Here is a 13,090-nt window from a genome sequence, read left to right on the forward strand (position 1 = left end):
ACAGTCTAGCGGCAAGCGGCTCAGCCATCCTTGAGCCCTCCGGCGGAGAGGCCCGCGACGATCTCGCGCTGGGCGAGCACGGTCAGCAGCAGCACCGGCAGCGTCACCAGGAGCGCGGCGGCCGCGAGAGGTCCCCAGGAGATCTGCTCGAAGGTCAGCGAGTTGTAGACGGCCGAGGGCAGCGTCCGGCTCGCCTTGCCGCCCAGCACCACCGAGAAGATGAAATTGTTCCAGGAGAAGATGAAGGCGAGGATGCCGCCGACGACGATGCCGGGCCGGGCCAGCGGCAGCGCGACATGGCGGAAGGCCTGCCACGTCGTGGCGCCGTCGATGCGTGCGGCGTCCTCGAGCTCCATCGGGACGTTCTCGAAGTACCCGATCATGATCCAGACGATGATCGGGATGGTGATCACGAGATGGGTGATGACCAGTGCGGTGATCGTGCCGACCAGGCCGGTCATCTGGAACAGCAGGAAGAGCGGGATCAGATAGGACAGCGCCGGCGTCATCCTTGCGATCAGGATCAGGATCGCGAATTTGGTCGCCTTGCCACGCGCGATGCCATAGCCGGCCGGCACGCCGACGGCGAGGCCGACCAGCACCGCCCCACCGGTGACCAGGATCGAGTTCCAGAGATAGAGCGCGAAATTGTTCTTCTCGAACACGTCGAGATAGTTCGCCAGCGTCGGCGGGTTCGGGATGAACACCGGCGGGAAGGCGGTGTTGTCGAGCTCGTTCTTCAGCGAGAGCGAGATCATCCAGAGGAAGACCAGCACCGCCGGCGAGACCAGCACGAAGACCGAGGCGTAGAAGCCGAGCTTCTTGGCGATGCGGTTCATCGGATCGCCCTCCCCGTCATTGCGAGGAGCGCAGCGACGAAGCAATCCAGGGGCAGCCGCGCACCCAGTCTTCCTGGATTGCTTCGCTGCGCTCGCAATGACGAAAGGTCGAACGTCCTGCGCATCACGCGTTCCACTTCGACTTCTGGCGCGCATAGAGCAGCAGCAGCGAGAGCATGATGATGATCACGAAGAAGATCACCACGACTGCCGAGGCGTAGCCGATCTTGTAGAACTGGAAGGCCTGCAGATAGAGGAAGATGTTCAGCGTCTCGGAGGCCGTGCCCGGCCCGCCCTGGGTGATCACGAAGATCGTGTCGAAGGCCTTCAGCGCGTCGATGGTGCGGATCACGATCGCCACCATGATGAAGGGCCAGACCAGCGGCAACGTGATGTGGCGGAACATGTGCCAGTCATTGGCGCCGTCGATCAGCGCGGATTCGTAGGGCTCGCGCGGCAGCCCGGCGAGGCCGCCTAGCACGATCAGCATGACCAGCGGCGTCCAGTGCCAGACCTCGACCAGGACCAGCGTCGGGATCACGGTGCTGGGCGAATAGACCCATGGCTGCGGGCCGATGCCGATAAGCGAGAGCAGGTAGTTCAGCACGCCGAGTTGGGGGTGGAACATCATCGTCCAGACCAGCGCCACCGCGACCGGCGTCGCCATCATCGGCATCACGAAGATGGTGCGCAGCAGACCGCGGAACGGGAATTCGCGATGGAAGACCAGGGCCGCGGCGGTTCCGAAGACGATCGGCAGCACCACGGCGAGCACGGTGAAATAGAAGGTGTGCCCCATCGACTCGATGAAGCGCGGATCGCGCAGCAGCTCGGCATAGTTCTGCAGGCCGACGAACTCCGGCCCGCCGCCGATCTTCCAGTCCTGGCTCGACATGTAGAGCGTGAACAGCCAGGGGAAGACGATCACGCTGGCGACGATCAGCACCGCCGGCAACGAGAACAGCCAGTAGCGCGGCGTGAAATCCTTCGAATCCGCCGCAGGTGGCTGCGCCGGGTTCGCGAGGCCGGAAGCTGGCAAGGTGGTGCTGGTCATCTGCTGCTCTGGAAATTCACGCCCTCATGCTCGCCCTTGTGGCGAGCATCCGCGTCTTGAACGTCGCCCTGCCTAGGGGGAGGCGTGGATGGTCGGGACAAGCCCGACCATGACGCGTCCCGCGGCAGGTCTGTCGGCCCTCAGCCCTGCTCGCTCTTGGCGAGCACCGGCGCGAAGGCCTCGGTCGCCTTCTTCAGCTCGGTCGCGACATCGGCCCCACCGATCATGTTGGTCAGGCCGACGCCGAAGACATCGCGGAACTCGGTGACCGGGACGATCTGCGGCAGCGCCGCGCGGGCGATCTTCGCCGAATTCAGCAGGCAGTCGAAATACTGCTTGCCGAATTTCGAGGACTCGATCGTCGCCTTGTCGAGATAGGCGGAGGAGCGGGCCGGCGCGCCGGCGCCCGCCTTCAGCATGGCGAGCTGCTGGGCCTTGTTGGTGATGAACTGGATGTAGAGCCAGGCCGCTTCCTTCTTGGCGGAACCGCGCGAGATGCCGATGCCGTCGCCGAACATGCCGGCATGATGCGCCTTCGGGCCCGGCGGGGTGACGCCATAGCCGACCTTGCCGACGATGCGCGACTTCGAGGGATCCTCGAGCGGCGTCGCAAAACCGATGCCGTCGAGCCACATCGCGGCCCGGCCCTGCATGAAGGTGGTCTGGCATTCGTTCCAGTTGAAGCCGACGGCTCCGACCGGACCGGTGTCCTTGTTGAGCTTCTTGTAGAGCTCGCCCGCCCAGATCGCCTCGGGCGTATCGGTCAGGAGCTTGCCATCGGCCGAGGTGGTCTCGACGCCCTGCCCGAGCAGCAGGCAGGCCCAGACCGGAACGTTGGCGTTCTTCAGCCCGCGCGAGACGAAGCCGGCGACGCCCTTGGCCGGGTCGTGCAGCTTGGCGGCAGCGACCGCCATCTCGTCCATGGTCTTCGGGTAGGCGACGCCCTTCGCGTCGAAGAGCTCCTTGTTGTAGTAGACCATCCAGTAGTCGACGAAATAGGGCAGCGTATCGAGCGCCCCGTCGGCCTGACGGGCATAGGAAACGGCGCCGGCGCCGAAATCCTCGAAATTGAAGTCGGGCGAGGTCAGCGAGGCGTCCTTGATGAAGGGCGAGAGGTCGGCGAACCATTTGCCCTTGGCCGCCATGCGCTTCTGCACATGCAGAGAGATCGCGCTGACGTCGAAGCTCGGCTTGCCCGAGGCGAACTCGATCACCGCCTTCTGGCGCTGCTGCTGCTCAGGCACCTGCTCGGAGGAGACCTTGATGCCCGTGAGCTCGGTGAACTCCTTCTCGGCGGCCTGGAACAGATCGGAGCGCGGATTCTTGACCAGCAGCACGTCGATCGACTGGCCGGAAAAGCGCTTCCAGTTGAACGCCGCCTGGGCGTGCGCCTCGCGCAGCACCAACGGCGAGGCGACCGCGCTGGTGGCGCCGAGCGCGGCGGCGCCGCGCAGCAGGCCACGCCGCGTCGGCTTCAGAATGCTGTCGGTCATGGTCGTCCTCCCTGTGGACTTGAGAAGGCCGCTCCGGGCCCTTTGATCCAATGCCGGCAGGCCGCGCCCGCGAAGGGCCGGCCCGTGCCGAGGTGGCGACGCTAGTCCGGTTTAAAGTCGGTTGCAAGCTGACATGTTGGCGTGCACATAGTGTTGAACCTCCAGCAGGCGGCCTCACGCCCATGACTGTTTCGACGCTCCCCTCAAGGCCGCTCGGCCGCTCCGGACTGATGCCGAGCGCCCTCGGCTTCGGCGGCGCCCCGCTCGGCGATCTCTATGCCCGTCTCGACGAGGCGACCGCCATCGCGACCGTCGAGGCAGCACTCGCAGCCGGCGTCAGCCTGATCGACACCTCGCCGCTCTATGGGCACGGCCTGTCGGAGCATCGCATCGGCGCGGCCCTGCGCCGCTCCGGCCGCAAGGACGTCATCATCTCGACCAAGGTCGGCCGCTTCGCCGAGCCCTTCGCCGGACGCGGCGACGGCTCGGGCTATCTCGGTGGCCTGCCGCACGGTCTGCGCTTCGACTACTCCTATGACGGAGCCATGCGCTCGCTCGAACAGTCGGCGCTGCGCCTCGGCGTCGATCGTCTCGACATCGTCTTGATCCACGACGTCGATGTCTGGACCCATGGCGCCGACCGGATCGAGACGCGTTTCGCCGAAGCGATGGACGGCGCCTACCGCGCTCTCGAAAGGCTACGCTCGGCGGGGGCTGTGAAGGCGATCGGCGTCGGCGTCAACGAGGCCGAGATGTGCGAGCGCTTCGCCCGCGCCGGCGATTTCGACGGCATGCTGCTCGCCGGCCGCTATTCCCTCTTGGAACAGCCGGCGCTCGCCTCCTTCATGCCGCTCGCCTTGGAGAAGGGCATCGGCCTGATGCTCGGCGGCGTTTTCAACTCCGGCATCCTGGCGACCGGCCCGGTGCCGGGCGCGCGCTATAATTATCGCCCGGCCCCGCCCGAGATCCTCGCCCGTGTCGCCGCGATCGAAGCCGTCTGCGTCCGCAATGGTGTGCCCTTGCGCCGCGCCGCCCTTCAATTTCCGCTCGGCCATCCCGCGGTTTCAAGCCTGGTGATGGGCGCGGTCACGCCGGCCGAGGTCGCCGACCAGATCGCCGCGCTTTCGGCTCCAATACCAGCTGCACTCTGGAGCGAGCTGAAGGCCGAAGGGCTGCTCGGCGTCGATGTGCCGGCTCCGGGGTGACGCCATGCGGATCGACGCGCATCAGCATTTCTGGAGCCTCGCCCGCGGCGATTATGGCTGGCTGACGCCGGCGCTTGGCGTCATCCATCGCGATTTCGGCCCGGACGACCTCGAACCGCTGCTGGCGCGCCACGGCATCTGCCGCACCATCCTGGTCCAGGCCGCACCGACCGAGGCGGAGACGGCCTTCCTGCTCGATCTTGCCGCAAATACCCCCTTTGTCGCCGGCGTCGTCGGCTGGGCCGATTTCGACGCGGGCAATGCTGCGGAACGCATCGCAGAACTCGCCGGCAATCGCCTGCTCGTTGGGCTGCGACCCATGGTACACGACATCGACGATGATCGCTGGCTGGCACGCCCCGGGCTGGCGCCCGCCTTCCGAGCCATGGCGGAACAGGGCCTCGTCTTCGACGCCCTGCTCAAGCCGCGCCATATCGCGCCGATGCTCGCGGTGCTTGAGCGCCATCCCGAGCTTTCCGTCGTGATCGACCACGGCGCCAAGCCGAACCTTGCCACCGGCGACCTCACCGCCTGGCGCGGCGGCATGACGGCGCTCGCCGCGCATCCGCAGGTCTTCTGCAAGCTCTCGGGGCTGGTCACCGAAGCCCGCGCCGACTGGACGCTGGCAACGCTGAAGCCGGTCGTCGCGCATCTGCTTGCCGCCTTCGGCCCCGAGCGCCTGATCTGGGGCAGCGACTGGCCGGTGGTGACGCTGCGGGCGAGCTATGCGCAATGGTTCGGCGCCGCGGACGCGCTGCTCGCCGCCCTGCCGGACGCGCAGCGCGAAGCCATTCTCGGCGGCAATGCCCGCCGGCTCTATCTCTCGCAGCGCGGACGCAACTGAGATGCTCAGAAATCTCGACCCGGTCCTTTCCGCCGACCTGCTCTGGGTCCTCGCGGCAATGGGCCATGGCGACGATCTCGCGCTCGTCGACGCCAATCACCCGGCCGAAACGATTGCGCGCGCGACCACGAGCGGGCGACTGATCCGCCTGCCCGGCCTGACCATGGCTCGCGCCGCCCGCGCCATCCTCTCCGTGCTGCCGATCGACGATTTCGAGCCGGAGCCGGCGAGGCGCATGCTGGTCGTCGACGATGCCGCCGCCATGCCGGGGGTCCAGCGCCAGGTCGAGCACGAGCTCGCCAGGGCGCTCGGCCGCCCGGAGCCGCTCGCCGGAATCGAGCGCTTCGCCTTCTACGAGGCGGCAAAGAAGAGCTTCGCGGTGGTCCAGGTCGGCGATCCCCGGCCCTATGGCTGCTTCCTCTTTCGCAAGGGCGTGATCGCCGGCGAGCCAGGCTGATCGCACCGGCAAGGAGCCGTGCCGCGGCGGTCATCGCCGGGCGTTTGGGCCCTCGCATTAAAAGCGTCATTTACAATACATCTTTTATGGCATAAAAATCGACAGTCCGAATGCACTTTCAGGACTGTCAGAGCGATGATCGACCGAGCACGACAGGAAGTCCTCGCCGCGCCAAGCGCCGCCGCGCCGCATGCACCCGCAACGGCCATCAAGGTGACCAATCAGCTGCCCGCCGAAGGCGACAGCACGCTGGTGCCGATGCTCGTCAGCGGGCTCGTGCTGGTCGTCATCGCCATGGTCGGCGTCATGATGTTCGCCTGACCGCCGGCAGTGGCCGCGGACCTCGCATCGCGGCCTTGAAGCGCGGAGGACGTGGGACGCAGGCGGGGAGGCAAAGCCCCCGCCGCGCAGACATCAGGCCCGCTTGTGCGCGTCGAGCCAGACATGCTTGCGCCAGGTCGGCGGAAGCAGGCGGTCGCCGAGACCATGCCGCTCCTCCAGCCCGATCAGGAACTGCTGCGCGGCGTTCTTGGGCTTGCGGCTCTCATAGGCGGCGTTCACCGCGAAAACGTCGAGAGGCTCCAGTCCAAGCATGCCCGGCAGCGCCTGGAACTCCGAGAGCGTGTACTCGCGATGGTGGCCGATGAACGGATTGCCGTCATGGAAGAAGGACGGGAAGGATTCGTGGACGGTCTTTCCGCGCAGCAGGCGCATCCGCATGTCGATGCGGGCGATATTGGGCGTCGACAGACAAAGGCGGCCACCAGGCACGAGTGCCTCCACCATTGCGGTCAGGACCGGCTTCGGCGAATGGTCGAAATGCTCGATCGTCTCGAAGGCGACGGCGACGTCGAAGCTGGCAGGCGGCAGGGGCGTCTGGAACACGTCCGAGCGCTGAATCGCGATGCCGAGCTTGTCGAACAGCTTCAGCCGGCGCCTGACCTCCTCCGGGAAGCCCTGGGTATCGTCATCGAGGTAAGGCAGGGTATCGACGATGGTCACCGCCGTGCCCAGAACATGCGCCACGACGAGATAGGCCGAGGTGCTCCCGCCGACATCGCAGAGCCGCCCTCCGGGATGGGAAGCCAGAGCGGCCGCGATCTGCATGCGCGCGCTGATTGCCTGCTGGTCGCCAAGCAGGCGAAGCGCTTGAGTAACCGCCGCATCGAAATCGGCCACCGAAATACCGCGGCGACGCAGAATCCGCTCAACTGTGGGATGCATGGATCTAGCTGTTAGATGCGATCGACAGGCAAAGAGTAATCATGCGCGTCAATTCAAGCCCCAGATTACTCTTTACGCAAAGAGCCGCGGACACTCATTCGAGCTGCCGGCAGCAATATTCGCCCTGCAACCTACCTGTCAATCGCGCCCGAGATCGCCTCCGTATCGGAGTCGAATCTTCCGTCCAAAAAAGCTGCTGAACAGGACCATCCCGTCAACGACGCGCGGCAGCTCACCGGGCAGCCCAGCTTCGGGCTTCGCCGTACGAGCGGAAGCTATGCCGATCGAGCAGTTCGCATTCTAGCGTCGCGAAGAAGCTCTTGCACATCGCATTGTCGTAGGCGTCGCTGGCGGAACCGGTCGAGGCTCTGACGCCGGCGTCCTTACAGCGGTTGCCGAAGGCCAGCGAGGTATACTGCAAGCCCTGATCACTATGGTGGATGACGTTCTCGGGCGTGCGTGCCGCGAGCGCCATGTCGAGCGTATCGGGGGCCACCCGCGTCTTAAGGTCGGCAGAGAAGACTCATCCGACAATCCGGCGCGACCAGGCATCCATGACGACGGCCAGGAACAGGAAGCCGGAGAGCGTGGGCACGAAGGTGATATCGGCCACCCACAGTTCGTTCGGCTTCTCGACAAAGACCCGAAGGGCCGCGCGAAGCAGCGAACCTCCTCCGGACCAGACCGTTCGCCGGCCGATGCGCGGGCGCGCCCTTCGTTGTCGTGATCCCTCGCCGTCGGCTGGGGCCGACGAGCCCGCTCGCCCATCAGGCGGGGCACGCTTCTTGCCATGCCCACTCCCTCGGCCTTGAGCTCGGCATGGATCCGCGGTGCGCCATAGGTTTTGCGCGAGGCCGCATGGATCGTGCGGATCTTCCGGGTGAGATCGAGGTCGGCTGTCGCCCGTGCCGAGGCAGGTCTGCCGCGCCAGGCATAATAGCCTGATGCGGAGACCTTGAAGACACGGGCTATGGTCTTGATCGTGAACACGGCGGGTGCGCGCTCACAACTAAGAAAATCCGTTCGGGTTCGCCTTGCTCTCCCGCGCGAACCAGGCTGCCGCCTTTGACAGGATATCGCGCTCCTGCCGCAGGCGCTGGTTCTCACGGCGCAGGCGGATTAGTTCCTCGCGCTCGGCCGTCGTCGCACCGTCACTGCGCTTGCAGGCGTCGCAATCAGCCCGACGGACCCAGTTTCGCGATGGATCGCGCTGTTGGCTCGAATTCCCGCGACAGCTCTTCAGGCGTTCGCCCGGATCAAACCAACTCGACCATCTGCCGCCGGAACTCCGGCGGGTACACGGATCGAAAACGTGGCATCGGACACTCCAGAAAATGACGTCAAGGGTGTCCACAAAACCGGGTCAACTCCAACTCCATCGCGCCACAAGCAGAAGTTTGCCTTTCGCCCACAAGCCGACATCCCAGGCGGGCGCGCAGTGCACTACTCCCAGCTCAGGGCGCCGCCGTTCTGGTATTCGATGACGCGGGTCTCGAAGAAGTTCTTCTCCTTCTTGAGGTCCATCGCCTCGCTCATCCAGGGGAACGGGTTCTCGGTCTCGGCGAAAACAGGCGTCAGCCCGAGCTGGGCGCAGCGGCGATTGGCGATGAAGTGCATGTACTGCTCGCAGAGTGCCGCGTTCAGGCCCAGGAAGCCCCTCGGCATCGTGTCGCGGCCATAGGCTGCCTCCAGCTCGGCCGCATCGCGGATCATGCCGCGGACCTCGTCCTGGAAGGCTTTCGTCCAGAGATGCGGGTTCTCGATCTTGATCTGGTTGATCACGTCGATGCCGAAGTTGAGATGGATCGACTCGTCGCGCAGGATGTACTGGTACTGCTCGGCGATGCCGACCATCTTGTTGCGCCGGCCGAGCGAGAGGATCTGCGCGAAGCCGGTGTAGAACCACATGCCCTCGAAGATCACGTAGAAGGTGATCAGGTCGCGCAGCAGGGCCTGATCGTTCTCGGGCGTGCCGGTGCGGAACGCCGGATTCTCGATGCTCTGGGTGTGCTTCAGCGCCCAGGCCGCCTTGTCGGTGATCGAAGGCACCTCGCGATACATGTTGAACAGTTCGCCCTCGTCGAGGCCGAGGCTCTCGACGATGTACTGGAAGGTGTGCGTGTGGATCGCCTCCTCGAAGGCCTGGCGCAGCAGGTACTGCCGGCATTCGGGGTTGGTCAGGTGGCGGTAGATCGCCAGCACGATGTTGTTGGCGACGAGGCTCTCGGACGCAGCGAAGAAGCCGAGATTGCGCTTGAGCATGCGCCGCTCGTCCTCGGAAAGCCCGTCCTTCGACTTCCACAGCGCGATGTCGGCCTGCATCGAGACCTCGGTCGGCATCCAGTGATTGTTGCAGCCCGAGAGGTACTTCTCCCAGGCCCATTTGTACTTGAGCGGCAGGAGCTGGTTCACGTCGGCGCGCGCATTGATCATGCGCTTCTCGTCGACGGTGACGCGCCCGCCATTGCGGTCGATCTCGCCGAGGCCAGTGGCGTCTGAGGCAGGCGTCGGGTTGGTGAGGATGGCAAGATTGGCCGGGGTCGCCGGCTTGGTGTCGGACCAGTCGAGCATGGGATGTTCCATTCTTGAAACGTGAAAGCGTGAAGATGCAGGCGCAGGGAACCCTCTCCTTCCAGGAGAGGGTTCCCTGCGAATGTCCTCTCCGGCGTTGCGCGATGGAGAATGACAGCGGTTGTTACTGACAGGCTTCGCAGGTCGGATCGTCGAGCGAGCAGGCATTGGGCACGGCCATGCCGTTTTCCAGCGGGATGTCGACGATGATCGGCGCGGCCGTCTTGGCAGCGACCGGCACGGTGGCCGAGACCGCGTTGAGCTTGCCGTCGGTCCCCTTCAGGGTCGATTTCTCGACATGGGTCGCCGACAAGGCGCGCAGGTAATAGGTCGTCTTCAGGCCCAGCCGCCAGGCGAGCCGATAAGCCTCGTCGAGCTTCCGGCCGGAAGGCTGGGCCATGTAGAGGTTGAGCGACTGGCCCTGGTCGATCCATTTCTGCCGGCGCGCCGCAGCGCGGATCAGCCACTCCGTCGGGATCTCGAAGGAGGTCGCATAAAGCGCTTTCAGATCGGCGGGAACGCGGTCGATCTGGCTCACCTTGCCGTCGTAATACTTGAGGTCGGAGACCATCACCTCGTCCCAGAGCCCCCTCGCCTTGAGGTCGTGCACGAGCCCGGCGTTCACCACGGTGAAGTCGCCCGACATGTTCGCCTTGACGTAAAGCTGGCTGTAGGACGGCTCGATCGACTGCGAGACGCCGACGATGTTGGAGATCGTCGCGGTCGGCGCGATCGCCATCGTGTTGGAGTTGCGCATGCCGGTGGTCTTCACCCGCTCGCGCAGCCCTTCCCAATCCAGCGTCGCGGAGCGGTCCAGCTCGACATCGCCATCGCGGGACTCCGAGAGGATATCGAGCGAGTCGATCGGCAGGATGCCCTTCGACCAGAGCGAACCCTCGAAGCTCGGATAGCGGCCGCGCTCGGCGGCGAGACCGACCGAGGCCGAGATCGCATGGAAGCTGATCGCCTCCATGGAGTTGTCGGCGAAGGCGACCGCCTCCTCAGACGCCGCCGGCAGGCGCAGGGTCTGGAGTGCATCCTGGAAGCCCATCAGGCCGAGGCCGACCGGGCGGTGGCGCAGGTTCGAGCGGCGCGCCTCCGGGATCGTGTAGAAATTGATGTCGACGACGTTGTCGAGCATCCGCATCGCGGTCTTCACGGTCCGCGCCAGCCGCGCCTGATCGAGGCCGTTCGCAGTCACATGCGCGGCCAGGTTGACCGAGCCCAGATTGCAGACCGCGACCTCGTCGGCCGAGGTGTTGAGCGTGATCTCCGTGCAGAGGTTCGAGGAATGCACCACGCCGGCATGCTGCTGCGGCGAGCGCAGATTGCAGGCATCCTTGAAGGTGATCCAGGGATGCCCGGTCTCGAACAGCATGGTCAGCATGCGCCGCCAGAGATCGAGCGCCTTCACGCGCTTGAAGACCTTGATCTGGCCGGCCGCAGCCTTGGCCTCATAGGCCTCGTAGGCCGTCTTGAAGGGCTTGCCATAGAGGTCATGCAGGTCCGGCACCTCGTCGGGCGAGAACAGCGTCCAGTCGGCGCCGGCCTCGACGCGCTGCATGAACAGGTCGGGGATCCAGTTCGCCGTGTTCATGTCATGGGTGCGGCGGCGGTCGTCGCCGGTGTTCTTGCGAAGGTCGAGGAACTCCTCGATGTCGACATGCCAGGTCTCGAGATAGGCGCAGACCGCACCCTTGCGCTTGCCGCCCTGGTTGACCGCGATCGCCGTGTCGTTGGCGACTTTCAGGAAGGGCACGACGCCCTGGCTCTCGCCATTGGTGCCCTTGATATGGGCGCCGAGGCCTCGCACCGGCGTCCAGTCATTGCCGAGCCCGCCCGAGTATTTGGCCAGCAGCGCATTGTCCTTCACCGCCTTGAAGATGCCGTCGAGATCGTCGGCAACCGTCGTCAGGAAGCAGGAGGAGAGCTGCGGACGCAGCGTGCCCGAGTTGAACAGCGTCGGCGTCGAGGCCATGAAGTCGAAGGACGAGAGCAGGTCGTAGAACTCGATCGTCCGCGCCTCGCGGTCGATCTCGCGAAGGCTAAGGCCCATGGCGACGCGCATGAAGAAGGCCTGCGGCAGCTCGAAGCGGTTGCCGCGCACATGCAGGAAATAGCGGTCATAGAGCGTCTGGAAGCCTAAATAGTCGAACTGGAAATCGCGCTCGGGCTTCAGAGCGGCGGCGATGCGGGCGATGTCGAAGCGGCCGAGTTCGGGGTCGATCAGCTCGTTGGCGATGCCGGTCTTGAGATAGGCCGCGAAATACTCGCCATAGCCGGCTGCCATCTCTTCCTGCGTCGCCTGCTCGGCATGGCCATGGACGAAGCTCAGCGCCTCGCGACGGAGCTTGTCGAGCAGAAGGCGGGCCGAGACCTTGGCGTAGTTCGGCTCGCTCTCGATCAGCGTACGCGCGGCCAGGATCGGCGCCAGCGCCAGTTCGTCGAGCGAGATGCCGTCATAGAGGTTGCGGCGCGCTTCCGTCAGGATCGGCTCGGCCGAGACGCCGTCGAGACCCGCGCAGGCCTCGCGCACGACCTTCTCCAGGCGAGCAGCGTCGAGCGGCACCATCGTGCCGTCAGCAAGCTTCATGTGGGATGCTGGTGCCAAAGCGGTCGCCGGCTGCATCTCGGCAACCGCCCTGGCCCGCTCCCGGGCTCGCTCCTCGCGATAGAGCACATAGGCGCGAGCGACCTTGTGATGCTCTCCGCGCATCAGCGCGAGCTCGACCTGATCCTGGACGTCCTCGATATGGAAGGTGCGGCCGTTCGCGGCCCGGCGGGTCAGTCCCGCCACGACCTGCTCGGTCATCTCCGCGACGGCTTCGTGGATGCGACGCGAGGCAGCAGCGTTCGAGCCCTCGACGGCGAGAAACGCCTTGGTCAGCGCGACCGAGATCTTCGATGGATCGAACGGCGTGACCGCGCCGTTACGGCGAATAACCTGGTAGCCGGGTTCATTGCCGGGTGCCCTGGTGACCGCGAGATCGGCGGCCGGAGAAACGGCAACCGGCCGCTCGGCTTCAAGAGAAAGAGACATGGCATCAACCCCAAATGTTGGGGGCAAAGGCCAGAGCGGTTGCGTCGAGAAGGCACGCGGCACCACAAGGCCGCGACCTGCCAAGCGCACCACCGGGACACCCCGCCCGAGGACGTTCAACGAGGTCGCGGCAGGTCTCCTGGCTCGCGGGTCATAGCTCTCGTCCCGTCTTCCCAGAGCCTTTCGACCCCAGTGACTTACGGATGGACGCGAACTCGCCGCTTACAGTTGCGGGGGCAGCGCCGGTGTTCCACCGGCTTCCCTCTTAGCTCTCGAACCGGTGATTCGAGAGACCGTGACCACTATATCTAGTGGCACGCGCGTCACCGTTGTCAATCCATCGCACGTCAGCAAGCCGTCGGA

The 13,090-nt window shown here is 65.4% G+C and carries 11 protein-coding genes, 1 pseudogene and 1 riboswitch; of the genes and pseudogenes, 4 read left to right on the top strand and 8 right to left on the bottom strand.

The features are described from left to right. Window positions 1–20: 20 nt before the first annotated feature. From AC1REK_RS25835 to AC1REK_RS25845, 3 genes are all read right to left on the bottom strand, one after another. The gene (locus AC1REK_RS25835; protein WP_492269986.1) at window positions 21–839 is read right to left on the bottom strand and encodes a carbohydrate ABC transporter permease; all 819 of its coding nucleotides are present in this window, start codon (window positions 837–839) and stop codon (window positions 21–23) included. 124 nt (window positions 840–963) lie between these two features. Further along, a complete protein-coding gene (locus AC1REK_RS25840; protein WP_066479357.1) occupies window positions 964–1,893 on the bottom strand; it encodes a carbohydrate ABC transporter permease in 930 nt (309 codons plus the stop codon). 140 nt (window positions 1,894–2,033) lie between these two features. Further along, window positions 2,034–3,386, bottom strand: a complete 1,353-nt coding sequence (locus AC1REK_RS25845; RefSeq protein WP_492269987.1) for an ABC transporter substrate-binding protein — start codon at window positions 3,384–3,386, stop codon at window positions 2,034–2,036. Window positions 3,387–3,568: 182 nt separating this feature from the next. Here AC1REK_RS25845 and AC1REK_RS25850 point away from each other — a divergent pair, with 182 nt between their 5' ends. The 4 genes from AC1REK_RS25850 to AC1REK_RS25865 all read left to right on the top strand — a co-directional run bounded on the left by AC1REK_RS25850 (window position 3,569) and on the right by AC1REK_RS25865 (window position 6,213). After that, window positions 3,569–4,591 (top strand): aldo/keto reductase, encoded by a 1,023-nt coding sequence (locus AC1REK_RS25850; protein WP_492269988.1) that lies wholly within the window; start codon window positions 3,569–3,571, stop codon window positions 4,589–4,591. Window positions 4,592–4,595: 4 nt separating this feature from the next. Further along, complete coding sequence (locus AC1REK_RS25855) at window positions 4,596–5,435, top strand: amidohydrolase family protein (RefSeq protein WP_492269989.1); 840 nt, start codon at window positions 4,596–4,598, stop codon at window positions 5,433–5,435. Between the two features lies 1 nt (window position 5,436). After that, window positions 5,437–5,892, top strand: coding sequence for an RbsD/FucU family protein (locus AC1REK_RS25860; RefSeq protein WP_492269990.1), 456 nt, complete (start codon window positions 5,437–5,439; stop codon window positions 5,890–5,892). A 135-nt stretch (window positions 5,893–6,027) separates the two neighbouring features. Continuing rightward, window positions 6,028–6,213 (top strand): hypothetical protein, encoded by a 186-nt coding sequence (locus tag AC1REK_RS25865; protein WP_492269991.1) that lies wholly within the window; start codon window positions 6,028–6,030, stop codon window positions 6,211–6,213. A gap of 93 nt (window positions 6,214–6,306) precedes the next feature. On the opposite strand, the gene AC1REK_RS25870 is transcribed toward AC1REK_RS25865, so the two are convergent. The 5 genes and pseudogenes from AC1REK_RS25870 to AC1REK_RS25890 all read right to left on the bottom strand — a co-directional run bounded on the left by AC1REK_RS25870 (window position 6,307) and on the right by AC1REK_RS25890 (window position 12,727). Beyond that, window positions 6,307–7,116, bottom strand: a complete 810-nt coding sequence (locus AC1REK_RS25870) for a class I SAM-dependent methyltransferase (protein WP_492269992.1) — start codon at window positions 7,114–7,116, stop codon at window positions 6,307–6,309. A gap of 232 nt (window positions 7,117–7,348) precedes the next feature. Next, entirely contained in the window at window positions 7,349–7,612 is a 264-nt protein-coding gene (locus AC1REK_RS25875) for a hypothetical protein (RefSeq protein ID WP_327521284.1), read from the bottom strand. Between the two features lie 281 nt (window positions 7,613–7,893). Further along, a pseudogene (locus AC1REK_RS25880) lies at window positions 7,894–8,223 on the bottom strand (IS3 family transposase); the annotation flags it as partial. 336 nt (window positions 8,224–8,559) lie between these two features. Beyond that, complete coding sequence (locus AC1REK_RS25885; RefSeq protein WP_327521285.1) at window positions 8,560–9,687, bottom strand: ribonucleotide-diphosphate reductase subunit beta; 1,128 nt, start codon at window positions 9,685–9,687, stop codon at window positions 8,560–8,562. Between the two features lie 124 nt (window positions 9,688–9,811). Next, the gene (locus AC1REK_RS25890; RefSeq protein ID WP_327521286.1) at window positions 9,812–12,727 is read right to left on the bottom strand and encodes a ribonucleoside-diphosphate reductase subunit alpha; all 2,916 of its coding nucleotides are present in this window, start codon (window positions 12,725–12,727) and stop codon (window positions 9,812–9,814) included. A 112-nt stretch (window positions 12,728–12,839) separates the two neighbouring features. Continuing rightward, window positions 12,840–13,040: riboswitch (cobalamin riboswitch) on the bottom strand. Between the last annotated feature and the right edge of the window lie 50 nt (window positions 13,041–13,090).

The organism is Allobosea sp. GW823-FHT02B03 (genome assembly GCF_058797755.1).

Coding starts and splice junctions, on each gene's coding strand:
- AC1REK_RS25835 (WP_492269986.1), bottom strand. CDS start 839: ATGAACCGCATCGCCAAGAAGCTCGGCTTCTACGCCTCGGTCTTCGTG.
- AC1REK_RS25850 (WP_492269988.1), top strand. CDS start 3,569: ATGACTGTTTCGACGCTCCCCTCAAGGCCGCTCGGCCGCTCCGGACTG.
- AC1REK_RS25885 (WP_327521285.1), bottom strand. CDS start 9,687: ATGCTCGACTGGTCCGACACCAAGCCGGCGACCCCGGCCAATCTTGCC.
- AC1REK_RS25890 (WP_327521286.1), bottom strand. CDS start 12,727: ATGTCTCTTTCTCTTGAAGCCGAGCGGCCGGTTGCCGTTTCTCCGGCC.
- AC1REK_RS25865 (WP_492269991.1), top strand. CDS start 6,028: ATGATCGACCGAGCACGACAGGAAGTCCTCGCCGCGCCAAGCGCCGCC.
- AC1REK_RS25870 (WP_492269992.1), bottom strand. CDS start 7,116: ATGCATCCCACAGTTGAGCGGATTCTGCGTCGCCGCGGTATTTCGGTG.
- AC1REK_RS25855 (WP_492269989.1), top strand. CDS start 4,596: ATGCGGATCGACGCGCATCAGCATTTCTGGAGCCTCGCCCGCGGCGAT.
- AC1REK_RS25845 (WP_492269987.1), bottom strand. CDS start 3,386: ATGACCGACAGCATTCTGAAGCCGACGCGGCGTGGCCTGCTGCGCGGC.
- AC1REK_RS25860 (WP_492269990.1), top strand. CDS start 5,437: ATGCTCAGAAATCTCGACCCGGTCCTTTCCGCCGACCTGCTCTGGGTC.
- AC1REK_RS25840 (WP_066479357.1), bottom strand. CDS start 1,893: ATGACCAGCACCACCTTGCCAGCTTCCGGCCTCGCGAACCCGGCGCAG.